Here is a 19,204-nt window from a genome sequence, read left to right on the forward strand (position 1 = left end):
ATATGAAGACAGAACGAACACCCTATTTATGGCCATTGTTTCTTATCACGTTCCTATTTATGTTCATTCCTTCTATTTATGCTCAAGATTCAACCCTTGCACAAGCGCCTATTTTTGTTGATGAGGAACCAGTAAACACAAAATACCTTTTTAAAGAAGGACATATGTTAGTTCCTGCCATGTTTTTTAAGCATACTGGAGCGTTTGTTGATTGGAATCGTGAATATCGGTCAGTTGTATTTAAAGGAAATGAAGAACTGATTGCATTACCAGTTGGAAAGAAATTCACAGATGAGTATGATAGTGGCACATGGAAAAGAGGTGTACTTTCAACCGAAGCGATTGAATTTAAGGGTGATGTATTTGTTCCTTTAGTTGATGTTGCCAAAAAATTAGGAATGAATATCAAATACAACCCTACACTAAACAGAACGTTTATCACAACAAATATCACCATAAAGTCAAACTCCATTAAAAGTGTAGAAACAAACGAAAAACTTGTCGCATTAACGTTTGATGATGGACCAGAAGATTATTACACTCCAAAGATTTTAGATGTTTTAAAGGAGAAAGGTGTGCCTGCTACATTTTTCGTTGTTGGAAACGAAATAACGAAGTATCCGGACGTCATGAAGCGTATCGTTAAAGAAGGGCATGGAATAGGAAATCATACAAAAAGCCATCCGAATCTTAGAACGCAATGGTCCTCTGTCGTTAGAGAAGAAATTTTATCAACACAGGAAGAATTGCAAAGAGTTGTCGGTCGAAAATCTGATTTGTTCCGTCCCCCATACGGTGCCATAACTAAAGCTGATATCAAAGTTTTGAACGAGATTGGTATGAGGAATATTATGTGGTCTGTTGACACCTTAGACTGGAGTGGACTATCAGCTGATAAAATAATCGAGATTGTTCATAAAGAAATCAACCCTGGTGGGATTGTATTGCAGCATAACTTTCAATATGGACGCTTATTAGACGGCTCTGTTGAAGCACTTCCGCGAATCATTGACGATTTACAAAAAGAAGGGTATACATTTGTAACCTTACAAACATTATTAGCAAAAGAACAGTCCGCCTCGATTGAAAGAAATCAGCGTTCATTCGAAGGAAAACTCAAGGAATAGTACGAATGTAAGTAGAGACGGTGCCAAAAGGTTAAAAAACAACCTTTTGGCACCGCCTCATTACATCTCTCGTTCTGTTATACACGTACTTCTATATTCGACTCACCCGCGTTCGGTATTAGTCGTGAGCCATGTTTATCATTAACTAACGACCCGCCAATAACTGCTTGAACCTGTTCATTCCCACGCAGCATCACGCTCCAGTTCGATACGAAGCCTTCTATTGCAAATACTATCTTATTCGATTGACGCGATGCCGTTAATGTCGCTGTCGGCGCGCCCTGTGTCGTACACACAGTTGCGGTTGTCTGTTGTCCTTCCTCTAATTCAAAAAGGTGAAATTCCACTCCGTCTGTATAGTCATAATCCGGTTTGGAATCTTCTTGGCCAATCGCAATGAGTGTATTGGCACGTACAAATAATGGCAGGCTATGATAATCATGCTTCTCCTTTCGCCACACGCCCCCTGTGACTTTTTCGCCTGTAACGAAATGAGTCCATGTCTCTCCTTTTGGTAAATAATACTGAACCATTCCATCCTCACTAAAAATTGGTGCCACTAACAGTGAATCACCTAGCATATATTGACGGTCCAAATAATCACATGTTGGATCATTAAACTCCAACACGATTGGCCGCATCATCGGAATGCCTTTGCTTGCCGATTCAGTTGCTTGCTGGAATAAGTAAGGCATGAGGCGACATTTTAATTTAGTAAAATAACGTAATACATCAACAGCTTCATCATCATAAAGCCAAGGCACACGATATGACCTGCTTCCATGAAGACGACTATGGCTCGATAATAGACCAAAGGCAATCCAACGTTTGTATACATCTGCGGTTGCATTACTTTCAAACCCACCGATATCATGACTCCAAAACCCGAACCCTGACATCCCGAGAGATAATCCTCCCCGCAGACTTTCCGCCATCGATTCATACGTGGCCGTACAATCGCCTCCCCAGTGAACTGGGAACTGTTGTCCACCTGCCGTAGCTGAACGTGCAAATAGGGCAGCTTCTCCTTTTCCGAGCCTTTCTTCAAGTACATCAAACACGACTTTATTGTAGAGGAAAGTATAATAATTATGCATTTTCTTCGGATCGGACCCATCAAAATACACGACATCTGTTGGAATACGCTCACCAAAGTCGGTTTTAAATGAATCAACCCCCATGTCAACAAGTCGTTCAAGCTTTTCTGCAAACCATGTGCAGGCATCTGGGTTCGTAAAGTCAACGATTCCCATCCCTGGCTGCCACAAATCCCATTGCCACACATCGCCATTTTCTTTCTTAAGTAAATACCCACGTTCCACTGCTTCATCAAAAAGATGAGAGCGTTGCGCAATATATGGATTAATCCATACGCAAATTTTTAATCCCTTGCTCTTTAACCGCTCAAGCATCGATTCCGGTTCAGGAAAGACCCGTTCATCCCACTCAAAATTGCACCAATGAAATTCCTTCATCCAAAAGCAATCAAAGTGGAAAACATGTAATGGAAGGTCACGTTCTGCCATCCCATTAATAAAGCTATTGACTGTATCTTCATCATAATTCGTTGTAAAGGATGTCGTTAACCAGAGACCAAATGTCCAAGCAGGTGGTAATGCTGGCTTTCCTGTTAACGTTGTATAGTTTTCAAGAACCTCCTTCATTGATGCCCCACCAATGAAATAATAGTCTAAGTGCTCGCCCTCGACACTAAACTGGACCTTAGACACCTTCTCAGATGCAACCTCCAGTGACACTAATTCAGGATGATTGACGAACACACCATAGCCCTTATTCGTCACGTAAAAGGGAATGTTTTTATACGATTGTTCTGAAGCTGTCCCACCATCCTTGTTCCAAATATCTACTGTTTGACCGTTTTTCACAAAAGGGGTGAAGCGTTCACCTAAGCCGTATACACACTCGCCCACACTTAGATTTAGCTCCTCTTTCATATAAGTTCTTTCATTCCCTTTAACATAACCAATACTTTTGCTTCCACTTGACGTCAGTTTTTTTCCATTTTGCTCAAAGTCTAAAGACCAGTGGTTTTTGTTAAGTCTTGCCGTAACGTCACCGCTAGTAAATACAATGTCCTTCTCATCCTCAACGATTGTTACCTCATGATTCGAATCATTCGTAATCATAAAATGAGGACCACGTTGGTGGATACCTTTGTGATGATAAATTTGAACACGAATAACATTCGCAATTGGAGAAGATAATTTCACTTCGATTAACGGTGTATCCAATTCACCTGAACGATCCACAATTGGTTTCGGTGGAGCATACACAGTGACCGAATCACTTCGCTTAACAACATCATGTACTTCTACTGGATGAATAATCGTAAATTCCTCTCTTGTTAACCATTGACCATCTGAAAATTTCATTAATATCCCCCTCACAATATGAACTTTGCTTTTAACCTGTTATAAATACTATAATAGAAGGAATAATGAATTAATTCTTGAAGAAATCCTACAAAAAATAACACAATTCTGATATTGAGGAGTCATTATGGAAAAAGAGACCTTACATGAAGCACGAGTTCATGGAGACCCGATGTTTCAGTTAAGTGTGTATAAAGTTGATTATGTGAACCAAGAAGCGATTTTCGACTTTCACTGGCATTATGAAATTGAATTTATCTATATGGAACAAGGGGAAGCTTCATTTCAAGTTGGAACGACTCTATTTCACGTCCAAGAAGGGGAGGGACTCTTTGTTCCGTCTGAAGAATTACACGCCGCTCACCCTATCAGTGATCGGCCATTTACACTGTATGCGATTGTATTCAATCTAAATCTATTAAACAGTCAATCGTATGATTCGATTCAACAAAAATATATTGATTTACTGCAAAGAACCGCTCCCCCCTTTCCTACCTATTTAAAAGGAGAGCAAGATTGGGAAAGAGTCGCTTTAGGTAATCTCTTAGAAATCATTCAACTTTTTCAAACGAAGGACGCTGCATATGAATTACGAATTAAGGCTGAGCTGTTTCGGCTGCTCGCTACATTTATCGAAACCTCCCAATTAAAACCTGAACCAGATCCTGCAGAACGAGAAAAAATTGCACGTCTTAAACAGGTGCTGCAATATATTAGCACACATTATCAGACGAAGCTTACCGTCCGTGAATTGGCGGCACACATCGGCATGAGTGAAGGACACTTTAGCCGCTTCTTTAAAGCACTTGTCCATAAAACACCGATTGAGTATGTCAATCACGTAAGGGTGAACCAGGCCGCAAAGCTATTACTGGAAACGAATCGAAAAATCCTTGATATCGCGATGGAAGTCGGCTTTGATAATCAAAGCTACTTTATAAAGACGTTTAAACAACAAAAGCAATGTACCCCAAAAGATTTTCGGAAACTGAATCACAAACAAAACTAAAGGTGTATCAGACGGAACGAATCCGCTTGATACACCTTTATTACAGAACGTCTAAAACGATTGGACAATGGTCACTTCCCATTACCTCTGCATGAATGTCCGCATCCTTCAACTGCTCGGTTAGTCTTTCAGACACGATAAAATAATCGATTCTCCAGCCGATATTGCGCTCACGTACTTTCGCCATATAGGACCACCACGTGTACGCTCCTTCACGATCAGGATAAAAGTAACGATAACTATCCACAAAGCCGTGGGCAAGCAGTGTCGTCATCTTACCTCGCTCTTCCTCTGTAAAACCGGAATTCCCTTTATTCGACCTAGCATTTTTCAGATCGATTTCTTGATGAGCTACATTTAAATCCCCGCATAAGATAACGGGCTTTTTCGCATCTAGTGCAATTAAATGCTCACGGAACCGTTCCTCCCATTCCAAGCGAAGTGGTAGTCTCGCAAGATCTCTTTGAGCATTAGGTGTATAGCAATTAACAAGGTAAAAAGAATCGAATTCTAAAGTAAGAATTCTTCCTTCTGATTCCTCTCTTGCATCTCCAACACCATAGCTAACCGAGATAGGCTCTAGCTTCGTAAAAACAGCTGTACCAGAATAGCCTTTCTTTTCAGCGTAATTCCAAAATTGATAGTAACCTTCTAGCTCTAAATCAATTTGACCTTCCTGAAGCTTCGTTTCCTGAATGCAGAAGAAATCTGCATTCACCTCTTGAAAATAGTCTAGAAAGCCTTTCTTTACACACGCTCTCAGACCGTTTACATTCCATGATACTAATTTCATTCTTTTAACTCCTATAATTTCAATTAGATTAGCTAGCAGCTTCATTAGTTGAGAACTGGCTGTTATACAATTCTGCATAAAATCCGTCCTGCTTTAATAAATCTTGATGTGTCCCTTTTTCAATGATGTCACCTTGCTTCATGACTAAAATGAGATCAGCATCTTTGATTGTGGAGAGACGGTGAGCAATGACAAAGCTCGTTCTCACCTTCATTAACTCCTTCATCGCTTTTTGAATATTCATTTCCGTTCTCGTATCAACGTTACTTGTTGCCTCGTCTAAAATAAGAATTTTCGGATCAGACAGAATGGCTCTCGCTATCGTAAGCAGCTGTCGTTGCCCTTGTGAAATGTTGGAGGCATCTTCACCTAGCATCGTTTCATATCCATCAGGTAAGGTTCGAATAAAATCATCTGCATACGCCGCTTTTGCAGCAGCAATGACTTCCTGTCGCGTTGCCCCCTCACGACCATAGGCAATATTATCATAAATGGACCCACTAAAGAGCCACGTATCCTGTAGAACCATCGCAAACATACTTCGGACTTGTTCTCGAGAAAGAGTTGCGATGTTCACACCGTCTACTTTAATCGACCCACGATCAAGCTCATAAAAACGCATGAGTAAGTTAATAATCGTCGTTTTTCCTGCCCCTGTTGGACCAACAATCGCCACCGTTTGCCCTTCCTGTACTTCAACGTTTAATTCATTAATAACTGGTGTTTGCTTATCGTAACTAAAGGACACCTTCTCAAAGCTAACTTGTCCCTTTAATGCTTCCGTATCAAGCTGTGCTGGTTGCTCACGTTTTTCTTCCGTTTCGTCTAGTAGCTTAAAAATACGTTCAGCAGAAGCTAGCGCTGTTTGAATCATGTTTGCAATTCCCGCCATTTGCCCCATCGGATGGGAGATTTGCTGTGAATACTGAATAAATGCTTGGACATCCCCAAGTCGAATCGAGCCGTTTAAGACGAGGAGACCACCAGCAATACTAACGAGCACATAGCCGATATTACTTATAAACATCATCATCGGCATCATAATGCCAGAAATAAATTGCGCCTTCCAGCTTGCTTTATATAATCGTTCATTCACCTCGTCAAAGCGTTTAATTGATTGCTCCTCATATCCGAACGCCTTAACAACCTGATGGCCAGTAAACATTTCTTCGATATGCCCATTAATCTGGCCAAGCTCCTCCTGTTGACTAATAAAGTGCTTCTGAGAAAAGGAGGCAATGTATTTCACGGTTATAAGACTCAACGGAATCGTAATAAAGACGACTAATGTCAATAATGGACTAATAACAAGCATCATTACGATAATCCCGAATACGGTAATAACGGACGTAATGATTTGTGTTAACCCTTGCTGGAAGGCATTATTAATGTTATCAATATCATTAACCGCTCGACTAAGTACATCACCGTGGGAATGTTCATCAAAATAATTCAATGGTAATCTAGTTAACTTTTCATTCACTTCCTTGCGCATTTCAGCAATTGTCCGCTGCGAAACACTAGCCATAATATACTGCTGTAGAAAGGCAAATAACGACGATAAGCTATATAATCCTACTAAAACGAGCAACAGGTTTCCGATAAATGAAAAATCAACGCCCGTCCCTGTCGTAAAGCTTTCAAATAGGGACGAGGTTGCATCCCCTAACAGCTTCGGACTAATCACATTAAAGAGGGTTGAAAAAAACGCTGCAATCGCAACAAAAATGAGCTGCTTCTTCCTCGGTTTTAAATAGCTTGCAAGTCGTGCCAATGTTCTCTTAAATTCTTTCGGCTTTTCACCTGGCATCATGCCTGGACCAGGTGCACCAAAAGGACGTGGCCCACCTTTTGACTGCATCGGAGAGGCTTTTTTAAATGATTTCGTCATGCACTCTCCTCCTCTGTTTGCTGTGAAGCGACAATTTCCTGATAAATTGTATTTTCTTTAAGCAGTTCCTGGTGGGTCCCCATTCCGGCAACCTTCCCTTCATTCAACACGATGATTCGGTCGGCATCGATAACAGAATTGACTCGTTGTGCGACAATAATCATCGTTGAATGATCCATCGTCTGCTTTAGTACCTTTCGTAATGATGCATCTGTTTTATAATCAAGGGCGGAGAAGCTATCATCAAACAAGTATATCTCGGCTTGCTTTACTAAAGCACGTGCAATGGAAAGCCGTTGTTTTTGTCCGCCTGATAAATTGCCTCCAGCCTGTTCAATCATTGAATAAATTCCCTTTTCCTTCCCTTTTATAAAATCAAGCGCCTGAGCCTTTTCAATTGCCGCTTCAATTTCTTCATCAGTCGCATCCTCTTTACCTAAACGAATGTTTTCAGCAACAGTCCCACTAAACAAGGATGCCTTTTGTGGGACATAGGCAATGCGTCTTCTAAGCTCACGCAACTCCCAATCACGTACATTAACACCATCTACAGAAATCGCCCCATCACTTACTTCATAGAAACGAGGAATTAGTTGAAGTAACGTCGTTTTTCCAGCACCCGTACTTCCAATAATCGCCGTTGTTTCACCAGGACGAGCGATAAAGGACAATCGTTCGACAGCAGGCTTCTCGGCTCCTGTATAACGAAAAGTGACATCCTTAAACTCAACCAATCCTTCCTGTTGCTGGGTCTGTTTCGGACGCTCTGCCTCCTTAATCGTTGGAAGCGTTCGTAATACTTCATTTATTCTCTTTGCCGATGCTTGTGCACGCGGAACCATAATCATCGCCATTGAAAGCATAATGAGTGACATAAGAATCATCATTGAATAGTGTAAAAATGCCATTAAATTTCCGACCTGCATCGCATTCTGATCAATGCGGATGGCCCCAAACCAAACAATCGCAATGTTTGTAAAGTTCATGACGATTAGCATAAACGGGAACACATAGGCCATTATTTTGTTCACCATAATTCCTGTATCTCGATACGCTTCATTCGCTTCATTAAATCGCTTCTTTTCAAAATCAACACGATTGAACGCACGTACAACTCTTGTTCCAATTAATCCTTCACGTAAAAGTAGATTCAGTCGATCGGTTCTTTTTTGAAGCTGACCAAACAAAGGTATCGCTTTACGAGAAATCAGAAATATGAGTAAACATAATACTGGTAATGCGACAAGAAAAATAAGCGACAAGGTTGCATCTCTTGAAACCGCTAAAATGATTCCACCGACAAGCATTAACGGTGCCCGAGTCATCATCCGCAGCATCATATTAATTACATCTTGAACCTGTTTAATATCGTTTGTTGTTCGGGTTATGAGAGAGGCCGGACCAAGCTTTTCGTACTCCTCTAATGAAAAATTCTCAACGTGCACAAAGAGCTTACGTCGTACATCCTTCCCAAAACCGAGCGCGACTTTTGAAGCAAAATAAGTGACCGCAATCGCCAGCACTATCGCAACGATGGCACAGACAATCATCCAACCACCCTTCTTGAAAATATAAGGAATATCTTGATTGACAATCCCAATATCAACGACGTCGGCCATAAGAGTCGGTAAGTAGAGCTCGAGCATCGTAGCACCTAACGTTAAAACGACAACAGCCATAATGCCGAATGAATAAGGCTTTAAATATTTAAGCATCGATAACATTTGTAATCCTCATCTCTTTTAAACTAGCAACCATCTATTCATTACATTTTCCTTCCTATTTTACCTCTATTTTTGTCCATTCTCAAAGGAAAGACCCTGAGTTGTTTTCATATAAAAAGGGAGCTCCGTTAAAAATGGACCTCCCTACTACTGCTATTCTAACCGTTCCCCTAACATTAACGTTCCATCTTCTTCTTTCACCTCAAAAAAAGCGGGACGTTCCTTTGGAGATTGATTCGGTGTATGAATCGTTAACAGTTGTTCTCCTGAAAATGTTTGAAACAGCATCCCATGCCCCCCACTTTCTCCGAATAATGGAGTAGAATCATGAGTCCATGGTCCAAGAATGCTCCCCGAAGTCGACCGTGCTACCCCAATAGCATAGCCGTTGTCACCTTGACTTGACCAAAGCATTTGCAATTGACCTTGTTTATTCCTATATAGATAAGGGCCATCTGTGACATATCGCCCCTCACCTCTTGTCCAGGCTGCTTCAGAGGCGCTAAACAAAACAACAGGTTCACCAATCGCCTCTCGTAAGTCAAGAGAAAGAGGCATTGCACAAATTTTCCCATCCTGAACTTGAAGCCATTCATGACAAAAAATCATCCACGGCTTCTCATTCTCATCGATAAACAATGTTCCATCAAGACATTCCCACTCTCTCGGCGTAATAGGCTGCTCTGTTAATGGTTGAAATGGGCCAATCGGGTGCTCGGACATTAAGACCTGCGTTCCCCTACATTGAGTCTCTGCCTTAAAGGTCGCAAACATATAATAGCGTCCGGCGTATTCATACACTTCAGGAGCCCAGAAATGATGTTCTGCCCAAAAATCAACTGAAGGACGAAAGGCCGGAAAGGGACCTTCCCAATTCTTTAGATCGTGACTTTTATATACATCAAACCCTGTCCCTTTCCCTTCCCATACATTGTCATCGGTTGTGCCATATAAATAATAGGTTTGCTCATCTTTTATTGGTAGAACAAAAGGGTCTCTTATACGAATCTCTTCATTCTTTAACATAGAACCTCCTACTAGATTCCCTATTTAATTGGGTATGCCATTGTTGACATTAATCCGAGCTCGGTTTGAGTTGAATCAAGGCGACTATATTGTACAATAATCGGAATATCGCTTTCGACTTCAATAGCATAAGGAACTGCAGCCGGAATACTTTCCCCATCCTTTTGCAACGAGCTCGTACGAATATGGTTTGTTCGTTTTCCTTGGACAGTTACGGGAATGTTTTCAAGCGGCGGACGATCTTCAAAATAAATCGTAATCTGAAGGTGAGCATCCTCTTCATAACAGTTTAAAACGCAAATCGATTCATGACTGACTAAATCTCCTGAGCTAATTGGCGGAATATACCCGTCTGGAATGTACCATAGTGTTTCCCCTTTGTTTCGATTGTTCATTTTTTTCACTCCTTTTCATTATTCAGAGATCGACTTTTTATGAATTAAATCGGTTGGTGTGTAGCCTGTATACTTTTTGAACGTCGTCGTAAAGTATGCTGGATTCACGTAACCTACCTTTTCCGATACTTCATAGATTAAATGGTTTCCTTCTTGGATCATTTTCTTTGCTTTTTCCATTCGGACTCTCGTAATGTAATTTTTGAACGATTCTCCCACAACTTTTTTGAAAATCTGCCCTAAATAATTCCTAGAAATATACAACTCATCTGCTATTTCCTGTAACGTAATGTTCTCGCTTAAATGCTTTTGTACATAATCGATCATTTGTTCAACTAACTGACGATGCTTCATATTTTCATCCCATTGCTGATGATGACAGACATGCCTTGTCTGTTCTTTGAAATAGTCAGCAAGTTCGTCCCACGACGTTTTTGTCGCTAAATCACTGTATAAATCAAAATCCTCTGAGAACATATCATGGATTCGAATACCAATATCGAAGAGAGAATATGTCATAATTGTCCACATTTCAATCCCAATTCGTACCGCCGTTGTTTGATTATACGGCTGATCAGAAATACGTTCAAAAAATGTCTCGATGACCGAACAGGCTTTTTTCTCATCGGCGTAACGAATCGATTCTGCTAATTGTTGATTGGCCTCCATCGATTCAGACCATAATGTTTGTTGTTTTGAATCAACTAGACTAAGCTCTGGCATTTGCTCAACGCTTAAAGGCTGGGCAGTACTCGTAAACGTCCTTTTCGATAAGGTATACATCGCCTCCTTTAACGACTCATCTAGTTCACGCCAATTGTGTTTAATTCCACCAATGCTAACTGAGGCTTGAACATCTAAATATTTGTGAATACTATCTTCTATCGACGTGCCTAATTGCTGCAGTTTGTCGTTTATGTGTTCATCACCTAATTCGCTTTCAAAATGAATGCAAAGTGCGGTTTGATGACTATGAAGCTCAATATAATGAAAATCGCTAAAGAAGGTCGTCGTTGTTTCCTTAATGATGTTATTTGTGGCAAACCGAAATAAATACCAATTTGTTTGATATAAAGTCGAACGCTCCAGGCTCTCGTCATAGGTAACAGACACAACAACATGCTTCTTCCCTTGCCAATTATCAGTAATTAACTCAACGGTTTTCGGCAGGTCATAAAGATTCGCCGTACCTGTAACTAATGATTTCAACCATTCCTTCTCTGCAACCGGCTCGTATAGCTTCACCTTTTCTCTAAGCTCGACATATTCAAGCTTTTCCATGTTTTCCTGTTCAAGCTGTTGTACGAGGTTTTGTAATACCTCCTTGATCGTTTGCGGAGAAGCCGGCTTTGATAAGTAGTCGTCAATACGTAATCTCATCGCTTGTCTTGCATGTTCGAATTCACTGTATCCACTTAAAATAATCACTTTGCCATCGAACTCTTTTTCACGGAGCTCCTGAATCATTTCTAACCCATTCATAATCGGCATGTAGATGTCAGTAATAACAATATCAGGATTCGTCTCCTCGATAACGTCAATTCCTTCTTGACCATTTTTTGCCTCGCCGACCCATTCACATTGGAATTCCTCCCATGGGATTATTTTTTTCATTCCACGCAACACTTTTTCATCATCATCTATGATTACAACACGCCACATTATTGCTTCACCTCTTTTATGATTCGTTTTCTATAAACCGATTCTCTCTAAAAAGTTCATCTTGATTATATTCCTTCAGTTGTATTGCTTCTTTATCAAGAACTTTCGGCATAACAATCGTTGCGACCGCTCCACCTTCCGTTCGGTTCTTTACAGTCACACTTGCCCGTTCACCAAAATAAATATCAAGACGCTCCTGCACATTGACAGTACCGTACCCACCTGTATCCATTTTTTCCTTACTTCGATTCGCCTCGTTAATCCCTACCCCGTTATCGAAAACAGAGAAAACTAATGAATCTGCATTTTCCTCTACGACCACTTCTATCAGTCCATCTCGTTGATCATGGAATCCATGGATAATTGAATTCTCAACAAATGGCTGTAACGTTAGTTTTGGTACATAGTAGCCTAAAACACTTTCAGCTGCGTCTATTCTATATGACAGCCTATTACCCATCTTTATTTTTTGGAGCTTTAAATAATATTCCACATACTTTAATTCATCATGAACAGTGATAATACTTTCACCTTTAGATAACCCAATTCGCAGCATGTTTCCAAGAAGCTCGAGCATCTGGCTCATATCCTCGTCCCCTCTCTCAAGTGCACTCCAATTTAACTGATCGAGGGTATTATATAAGAAATGAGGATTAATATTTGCTTGTAACGCCTTTAACTCGGCCTCACGTTGACGGCGCGACTGTTCGAGCAACGATGTATATAACGTTTCACTACGATGAATTAATTCACGATAGCCTTTATAGAGCTGGCCAAATTCATTTCGGTAGTCCGTTGGCAGTTCAGAGGATATATTTTCTTTCGGAAACTTTTCTAAAACTCTCGTTAAATAAATAATAGGATCAGTAAATCGTTTTGTAAGAAAAAAAGTACCGATAAAGGCTGTCATTAAGGAGCCAAGTCCGATTAAAGCTAAGAAACCCGTTAACATCTTACTTCCTTTCGTTAGCTCTTCATAAGGAGTAATCTCCATTATCGACCAATTCGAAGATGGAATTAAGGATGTAACAACAATAAATTCAGCCTTTTGTTCAACCTGCTGCATTAAACTCCGCTGTTCCTGAATATTTTGCGCACTTTCCTCGGCGAGCGAGAGAATTTTACGATCGACCTCTACTTCACTACTGCTTGCAATAGTCGCACCGTTACTATCCAACAGTAATAAATTTGAATTCCTTTGCTTACGATTTAACCAGTTCTCAATTTGTGAGGATTGAATATTTAGGACGAGAATCGCTTCAAGATCCCCTTTTGTTGAATACACATTTCGAGATAGGCTAATAACTTCCTGCTCTTTGGAATTATTGACGCGAACCTTGCGTTTACCGATCCATGTATGTGTCCGATTTTTAATTTGTTCACTCCAGTCTTTATGTTCAATCGTGTAAAGATGGGCATAGTGAATTGGTTGATTAATAATATTGTATGGCGGGGTTTCCATATAAACCTCTAGAGAATGTAACCCTGGTACACTATAAATGATATTTGAAAAATCCTGTGTAAGAGTTGAAAACAATGTTCTTCTAATATAAGGATCATCACTTCCTCTTAATGCTTCTCGAAACGCTTTTTGGCGTGATAATACAATTGAAATATCATCATAATTCTTTAAATTGTTACTTAAATCCTCTGTTAAAAGGGTTAAATTTTCCTTTTGATAATCTGTCGTAGTTGTAATCATTTCTTCAACCGAGTAATGATACGTAACAATAATGATGATCGTTAAGAAAATAGTAAAAAACAGAAAAAAACTACCAAAAAAGATTTGTTGAATTCTGAACCTTTTAAACAAGTTCATTTGAAAGACACCCTTTCATCCTACAACCGTAGAGAAGGATACACATACTTGATGTCAGTTACCTTCACTCAAATGTTTGTTATCAAGGGTAATTATACCACACTTGAAAGCGCTTAGATTTATAGCGCTATTTTATCCTTTTATTGACTGTGTCTCAATTTTGTTAAACACTTTCAAACTAAAATGCATGATAATTAACCCTGGTACACTTATAAAATAAAAGATCATAGTAGCTGGAAGTGTCCCATATACAATGATTATTAGAATGACAATAACAACGAGCAAACTCAAGTAGTGTAAGTTTGCAAGACCAATTGCTAAAGAATAACGAATCGTCTGTTGCAGAGATAATTGATAATGACAGAAAACCGGAAACAAAAACAAAATAATAACACCAAATAGAAAGACAACCATCAGTAAGAGCAGTTTTAAGAAAAGGGAGCTGTCCATTTCGCTAATAATGCTTCCGCTAGCATATAACGACAGCCCACCTAGAACAATGAGAAAACCTAATCCATTCGCTGAAAAGAAATCTCTTCGAAAAAGTTGCAGAAACGTACGAAAAAGAGGGACATCCTCTTCAGGTGACAGTAACATTTTCCGAAGAACGCCAAATGTTGCAACCGTTGCTGGCGCCCAACCAAATAACCCTAAGCCTGCTATCGTAAAGAGCAGCCAGAGCACATTGATAAATGCTAATTGCATTAACCATTCTGATACTTTTAACGTACCATCGCTAAGTTTGCGAAACATTACTATGACCTCCTTTGCCTACGTTTCTGATTCAGCTAGGATAAGGAGTTAACCTTGGTCATGATGACCTCGGCAACTCCTTCCTAATGATTTATGACTTTGCTTTCGCCAGCACATGCGAGAAGAATGCTAATGCCAAACCTTGGCCCCAGCCTTCGATTCGTTTTTTAGACGTTGTTCGATACCCTTCAGCTGTGTTCATGACAGCCGTTCCAGTTGAAACGTCTAAAACTGTCCCGCGTTCATCTACTTTCTTCATTAACCCATCTAATGCCTTTTGGACTGCTTTATACCCTTTCGGAGTATTTGCCCCTGTTAGAACGAGTGCGGCTGCAATTCCTGCCGAACCCGACGTTTCTTCATATGAGTCAGGCTCCGTTACAATCGTGTGCCATAAGCCACCGACAGATTGAAGCTGGAGTAATGCACTTAATTGATCGCGAAGTGATCCATTAATCTCCATAAACGCCGGCTCCTTTACATCGATCATTCGAAGGACTGCTGCCATCGTATATGCGGCCCACGCATTTCCTCTTGCCCAAAAAATACTCGACATATTATTGCTTTGAAGATTATCCCAGCCATGGTAATAAAGATTCGTTTTAGGATCCTGTAAATATTTTTCATGTCCGTTGAATTGCCTAATCCCATCTTCCATATAAACTGGATTGTTTAGCTCATCACCCATGCGAATTAAGAAATAACCGGCCATAAATAATGTATCAATCCAAGCCTGCTCCGGAAAGATAGAAACCCCGCCTCCAACGGTATGCTGAAGAACCCCTTCCGCAAATCGCGGAGCATCATGAATTAAATACTCCGCTTTTTCTTTCGCCAAGTCTAAATACTTCTCTTCTCCAGTCTCCTGATAAAGCGTTAGAAGCGTATGCCCCATTGAGACAATGTTAACGGACATTGGCGGAATTCCAAAATCGATATATTCATCAATCCAGTCTTTTAACATCGTAAGGTAGGCTTCGTTTTTCGTTGCCAGGTAGGCACAGCCGACCCCGTAAAAGGCAACCCCTGCTGGCCAATCCCACGTTAAATCCATTTCAAACGTGCGCTTGACGATTCGATCAATGCGCTCTACCATTTCTTGTTCGTCAAAGATAAGTGGCTTCATCATCGTTACCTCCCTATTATTTCAACCCAGTAGTTGCAATCCCCTCGACAAGATACTTTTGGAAAAAGGCAAACAAGATGAACTGAGGAAGTAAAGAAAGTGATGACATCGCCAGTAGTGGTCCCCAGCTTGTGTTACCATCTGCATCCATAAAGTTTCGTAAACCTAGTGTAACTGTTTGAAGATTAATATTATTTAAATAGATTAACTGGGAAAGGAAATCGTCCCAAGACCACATAAAGGAAAAGATCGCCACTGTCACTAATGCTGGTTTTAAAAGTGGAAGAATAATTCTCCAAAATACACTAAAGGTTGAACATCCATCAATAATCGCTGCTTCATCCAACTCTCTTGGAATCCCTCTAATGAATTGAATGAGTAGGAAGATAAAGAATGGTGTTCCCCCTAAAAATGCTGGTACTATTAATGGAAGAAACGTATTTACCCACCCAATATTGTGAAACAGGATATATTGAGGAATTAACGTAATTTGCACCGGAAGCATGATCGTTGCCATTAAACAAGCGAATAAGACACCCTTAAATTTAAAATTCAATCGGGCAAAGCCGTAAGCAACAATACTTGAAGACATAATCGTCCCAATGACAACAAGCGATGTCACAATCATTGAGTTACGAAAGAAAATGTCAAACCCCGTTTTACCAAACCCTTCCCAACCAACAGGATAGTTTTCCCAAACAAATGTACTTGGGATGAGGGAAAGTGTGCGACTGAAAATCTCACTAGCCGGCTTTAATGAACCCGAGAACATCCAAAGAATCGGATAAATCATCACAAACCCGAAAGCAATAACAAATACGTAATAGACGATATCAGAAACTAGACTCCGTTTTCTTTGCATTTTAACGGCCTCCTTCCGATTCATAGTGAACCCAATATTTTGACGTCTTGAATAAGATAAATGTAATAACCCCAATTAACACAAGAATAATCCATGCCATTGCTGATGCATATCCCATTCTCAAATAGGTGAAGGCTACTTCATATAAGTACACCGCATAGAATAGTGTTGCGTCTAACGGGCCGCCTCCTGTAATTAAATACGCCTGTGTAAAGGTCATGAACCCACCAATTGTTTGCATAACAAGGTTAAAGAAAATAACCGGCGTTAGCATTGGTAGAGTAATCTTTAAGAATTGTGTAAATCGATTTGCCCCGTCCACACTAGCTGCTTCATACAACTCCGTAGGAATTTGACGTAAACCTGCTAGGAAGATAATCATCGGTGAACCAAACTGCCAAATGATTAATAAAATTAAAACAGATAATGCAGTATCCGGATTCCCAATCCAGTTCATTGTCGGTAAGCCGATCGCCTCCATTAAACCATTTACTGCACCATTTCGACCAAACATCTGTCTCCAAACAACCGCAATTGCGACACTCCCACCGATAATCGACGGAATATAATAAATCGTTGTAAATAACCCTGTCCCTTTTCTACCTGTATTGAACAGCATCGCCAATAATAGTGCGAAAATAAGCTTTAAAGGTGTTGAAATAAACACAAAGACTAACGTAACTTTAACAGATTGTATAAACCTAGGATCTGAAGTTAAAATCTTTGTATAATTCTCAAAGCCAACCCAACCTGCGGCAGATAACATATCGTAATCGGTAAACGACAAGTACAACGATGCAATCATCGGTCCGACAATAAGGACAAGAAATCCAATCAACCAAGGTGATATAATGGCATAACCCGTTAGGCTTTCCTTTAGTGCTTTTTTACGCTGTTGTTTTTTCGCTTCGGGCGAAATTTCATGTTTTGCAAGTTCTGTACTCACTCTATCCAACCTCCTTTTAACTATAAGAAACTACGATAATGGGCAATAAGACCGCTAATCTGTAAGTGCTTACAATTATTATAGTTCTTGCCTACTTCATGTTGTAGAGCACAAAAGTTAAATATCTTTTAAAAATCAACGAAAATAGCATTAATTGTTTTTTTATAGTTGAACCTTTCATTACATGGCAGAAAATAAAAGGAGGTCCCATAAGGCAGGAACATGCCTTTGGAACACCTCCTTCTAATCGTTTATTCTAAGATAGATTCCGCCTCTTTTCTAAATTCATGAGCAGCCTCTTCAGGCGTTATTCTATCGTATTTAATCTGTTCAACGATTCTTACAAATGAACCTCGAACTTCAGATTCACCAGCTGGTGGTAATGGGTCAGCCTCTCTGGAGAAGTCTACGACCAAATCTAAAAAGTCAAAGGTTTCCTTCACTGATTCATCAACGATCGTTGCAAGATGTTCGCGTACTTCAGAAGAAATTGGAACACCTCGATCTGCCATTAATATCTCATTCGCTTCAATGTCGTTCGTTATAAAATCAATGAACATAGCTGCTTCTTCTTTATGCTTGGAATGCTCATAAACAGAAAACGACATCGTTTGGCGAATCCAGTTTCCTGGAACACCCTTCTCTAATGATGGCAAAACATTCAACACCAATTTGTCTTCGGTTTGTTGTGAAACACCAATGAGTTGATTGCTAGCAGCCATCGCTAGAGCTGCCGAGCCTTCACCAACCATTGATTGACCTCCTTCGATGTATTCCATCGTAATATCATGACTTGGCGCAATGCCATCTTTAACCATGTTTTGGATAAACGTAAAAAAGTCGATTAACGTTTTATCCTGGAACCCTAAACCTGTTCCATCATGGTTAAATAAAGCTTCTCCATGCTGCCTTGCATAAATCAAGAAGATTTCTAACTCGGCATTGGCAAAATCAAAACCATAAAAGTTCTCGCCTTCGGAATCCTTGATTTGCTGCATCGCTGTTCGTAAATCGTCATACGTATACCCTGGTTCTAAGCTCACTCCATGTTTATCCAACAAATCTTGATTCATGATTAAACCATTTGCACCAGTACCTAAGACAACTCCTAAATTTTTCCCATCAATACTATTTATATTCTGATAGATTTCATCCACCTTATCAAAATTAATAACCCGTTCATCAATAAATGGAGTTAAATCTGCTAAAAGTCCACGAGAGTTAAACTCATTTAATTTAACATCACTCATATTTATAACATCAGGTAAGTTATTGCCTGCTGCCTGTGTGTTTAATTTTTCCCAATATCCATCCCATCCTGTGAATTCGGGTTCGATGTTAATATGTGGGTATTTTTCTTCAAAAAGTTCGATCGCTTCCAATGTACGATCATGACGCTCTTGCCCCCCCCACCAGGCAACTCGCAGATTAATCGTTTCTTGATTTGTCTCTCCAGCTATGTGTTCCTCTTGAGTGGAGTTATTTGTCCCTTCTGAACTACAGCCTGCCAACAAAGCACAACATACGAGCAAAAATAACCTCAAGCTTACTACTCTTTTTTTCATCTTCAAACGACCTCCTACATCATTTATTGTAAACGCTTACAATAATAATTATAGAAATTTTTGCCATTATATAATAGCTAGAAAATGTTAAAAATATATAAATAAACACGAAA

At 39.9% G+C, this 19,204-nt stretch carries 15 protein-coding genes; 2 read left to right on the top strand and 13 right to left on the bottom strand.

Annotated features, from left to right (window positions below):
* Positions 1-2: 2 nt before the first annotated feature.
* Positions 3-1,127: a polysaccharide deacetylase family protein gene (locus tag B1R93_RS00315; RefSeq protein ID WP_088102006.1), complete on the top strand. Its 1,125-nt coding sequence runs from the start codon at positions 3-5 to the stop codon at positions 1,125-1,127.
* A 77-nt stretch (positions 1,128-1,204) separates the two neighbouring features.
* Here B1R93_RS00315 and yicI read toward each other — a convergent pair whose 3' ends face one another.
* Positions 1,205-3,520, bottom strand: a complete 2,316-nt coding sequence (gene yicI, locus B1R93_RS00320) for an alpha-xylosidase (protein ID WP_088102007.1) — start codon at positions 3,518-3,520, stop codon at positions 1,205-1,207.
* 127 nt (positions 3,521-3,647) lie between these two features.
* Between yicI and B1R93_RS00325 the strand changes: the two genes are divergently transcribed.
* On the top strand, positions 3,648-4,529 hold the full coding sequence (locus B1R93_RS00325; RefSeq protein ID WP_088102008.1) for a helix-turn-helix transcriptional regulator: 882 nt from the start codon (positions 3,648-3,650) through the stop codon (positions 4,527-4,529).
* A 40-nt stretch (positions 4,530-4,569) separates the two neighbouring features.
* On the opposite strand, the gene B1R93_RS00330 is transcribed toward B1R93_RS00325, so the two are convergent.
* The 12 genes from B1R93_RS00330 to B1R93_RS00385 all read right to left on the bottom strand — a co-directional run bounded on the left by B1R93_RS00330 (position 4,570) and on the right by B1R93_RS00385 (position 19,091).
* The gene (locus B1R93_RS00330; protein ID WP_088102009.1) at positions 4,570-5,322 is read right to left on the bottom strand and encodes an exodeoxyribonuclease III; all 753 of its coding nucleotides are present in this window, start codon (positions 5,320-5,322) and stop codon (positions 4,570-4,572) included.
* Positions 5,323-5,350: 28 nt separating this feature from the next.
* Entirely contained in the window at positions 5,351-7,183 is a 1,833-nt protein-coding gene (locus B1R93_RS00335; protein ID WP_425348929.1) for an ABC transporter ATP-binding protein, read from the bottom strand.
* A gap of 26 nt (positions 7,184-7,209) precedes the next feature.
* Positions 7,210-8,937, bottom strand: a complete 1,728-nt coding sequence (locus tag B1R93_RS00340; RefSeq protein WP_088102011.1) for an ABC transporter ATP-binding protein — start codon at positions 8,935-8,937, stop codon at positions 7,210-7,212.
* 153 nt (positions 8,938-9,090) lie between these two features.
* Positions 9,091-9,963 carry a glycoside hydrolase family 43 protein gene (locus B1R93_RS00345; RefSeq protein WP_088102012.1) on the bottom strand — a complete coding sequence of 291 codons (873 nt, stop codon included), beginning with the start codon at positions 9,961-9,963 and terminating at the stop codon, positions 9,091-9,093.
* Positions 9,964-9,983: 20 nt separating this feature from the next.
* The gene (locus B1R93_RS00350) at positions 9,984-10,358 is read right to left on the bottom strand and encodes a sensory rhodopsin transducer (protein WP_088102013.1); all 375 of its coding nucleotides are present in this window, start codon (positions 10,356-10,358) and stop codon (positions 9,984-9,986) included.
* An 18-nt stretch (positions 10,359-10,376) separates the two neighbouring features.
* Entirely contained in the window at positions 10,377-12,020 is a 1,644-nt protein-coding gene (locus B1R93_RS00355; protein WP_088102014.1) for a response regulator transcription factor, read from the bottom strand.
* Positions 12,021-12,036: 16 nt separating this feature from the next.
* Positions 12,037-13,839 carry a cache domain-containing sensor histidine kinase gene (locus B1R93_RS00360; protein ID WP_088102015.1) on the bottom strand — a complete coding sequence of 601 codons (1,803 nt, stop codon included), beginning with the start codon at positions 13,837-13,839 and terminating at the stop codon, positions 12,037-12,039.
* Positions 13,840-13,971: 132 nt separating this feature from the next.
* On the bottom strand, positions 13,972-14,592 hold the full coding sequence (locus tag B1R93_RS00365) for a YesL family protein (protein WP_088102016.1): 621 nt from the start codon (positions 14,590-14,592) through the stop codon (positions 13,972-13,974).
* 91 nt (positions 14,593-14,683) lie between these two features.
* Positions 14,684-15,718: a glycoside hydrolase family 88/105 protein gene (locus B1R93_RS00370; RefSeq protein WP_088102017.1), complete on the bottom strand. Its 1,035-nt coding sequence runs from the start codon at positions 15,716-15,718 to the stop codon at positions 14,684-14,686.
* Positions 15,719-15,734: 16 nt separating this feature from the next.
* A complete protein-coding gene (locus B1R93_RS00375) occupies positions 15,735-16,580 on the bottom strand; it encodes a carbohydrate ABC transporter permease (protein WP_088102018.1) in 846 nt (281 codons plus the stop codon).
* 1 nt (position 16,581) lies between these two features.
* Complete coding sequence (locus B1R93_RS00380; RefSeq protein ID WP_425348909.1) at positions 16,582-17,526, bottom strand: carbohydrate ABC transporter permease; 945 nt, start codon at positions 17,524-17,526, stop codon at positions 16,582-16,584.
* Between the two features lie 251 nt (positions 17,527-17,777).
* On the bottom strand, positions 17,778-19,091 hold the full coding sequence (locus B1R93_RS00385; RefSeq protein WP_088102019.1) for an ABC transporter substrate-binding protein: 1,314 nt from the start codon (positions 19,089-19,091) through the stop codon (positions 17,778-17,780).
* Positions 19,092-19,204 lie beyond the last annotated feature (113 nt).

The sequence above is a fragment of the Halalkalibacter urbisdiaboli genome, from assembly GCF_002156385.1.
Taxonomy (GTDB): Bacteria; Bacillota; Bacilli; order Bacillales; family Bacillaceae_D; genus Halalkalibacter_A; species Halalkalibacter_A urbisdiaboli.

Coding starts and splice junctions, on each gene's coding strand:
- B1R93_RS00350 (WP_088102013.1), bottom strand. CDS start 10,358: ATGAACAATCGAAACAAAGGGGAAACACTATGGTACATTCCAGACGGG.
- B1R93_RS00345 (WP_088102012.1), bottom strand. CDS start 9,963: ATGTTAAAGAATGAAGAGATTCGTATAAGAGACCCTTTTGTTCTACCA.
- B1R93_RS00340 (WP_088102011.1), bottom strand. CDS start 8,937: ATGTTATCGATGCTTAAATATTTAAAGCCTTATTCATTCGGCATTATG.
- yicI (WP_088102007.1), bottom strand. CDS start 3,520: ATGAAATTTTCAGATGGTCAATGGTTAACAAGAGAGGAATTTACGATT.
- B1R93_RS00360 (WP_088102015.1), bottom strand. CDS start 13,839: ATGAACTTGTTTAAAAGGTTCAGAATTCAACAAATCTTTTTTGGTAGT.
- B1R93_RS00315 (WP_088102006.1), top strand. CDS start 3: ATGAAGACAGAACGAACACCCTATTTATGGCCATTGTTTCTTATCACG.
- B1R93_RS00325 (WP_088102008.1), top strand. CDS start 3,648: ATGGAAAAAGAGACCTTACATGAAGCACGAGTTCATGGAGACCCGATG.
- B1R93_RS00385 (WP_088102019.1), bottom strand. CDS start 19,091: ATGAAAAAAAGAGTAGTAAGCTTGAGGTTATTTTTGCTCGTATGTTGT.
- B1R93_RS00370 (WP_088102017.1), bottom strand. CDS start 15,718: ATGAAGCCACTTATCTTTGACGAACAAGAAATGGTAGAGCGCATTGAT.
- B1R93_RS00355 (WP_088102014.1), bottom strand. CDS start 12,020: ATGTGGCGTGTTGTAATCATAGATGATGATGAAAAAGTGTTGCGTGGA.
- B1R93_RS00375 (WP_088102018.1), bottom strand. CDS start 16,580: ATGCAAAGAAAACGGAGTCTAGTTTCTGATATCGTCTATTACGTATTT.
- B1R93_RS00365 (WP_088102016.1), bottom strand. CDS start 14,592: ATGTTTCGCAAACTTAGCGATGGTACGTTAAAAGTATCAGAATGGTTA.
- B1R93_RS00330 (WP_088102009.1), bottom strand. CDS start 5,322: ATGAAATTAGTATCATGGAATGTAAACGGTCTGAGAGCGTGTGTAAAG.
- B1R93_RS00335 (WP_425348929.1), bottom strand. CDS start 7,183: ATGCAGTCAAAAGGTGGGCCACGTCCTTTTGGTGCACCTGGTCCAGGC.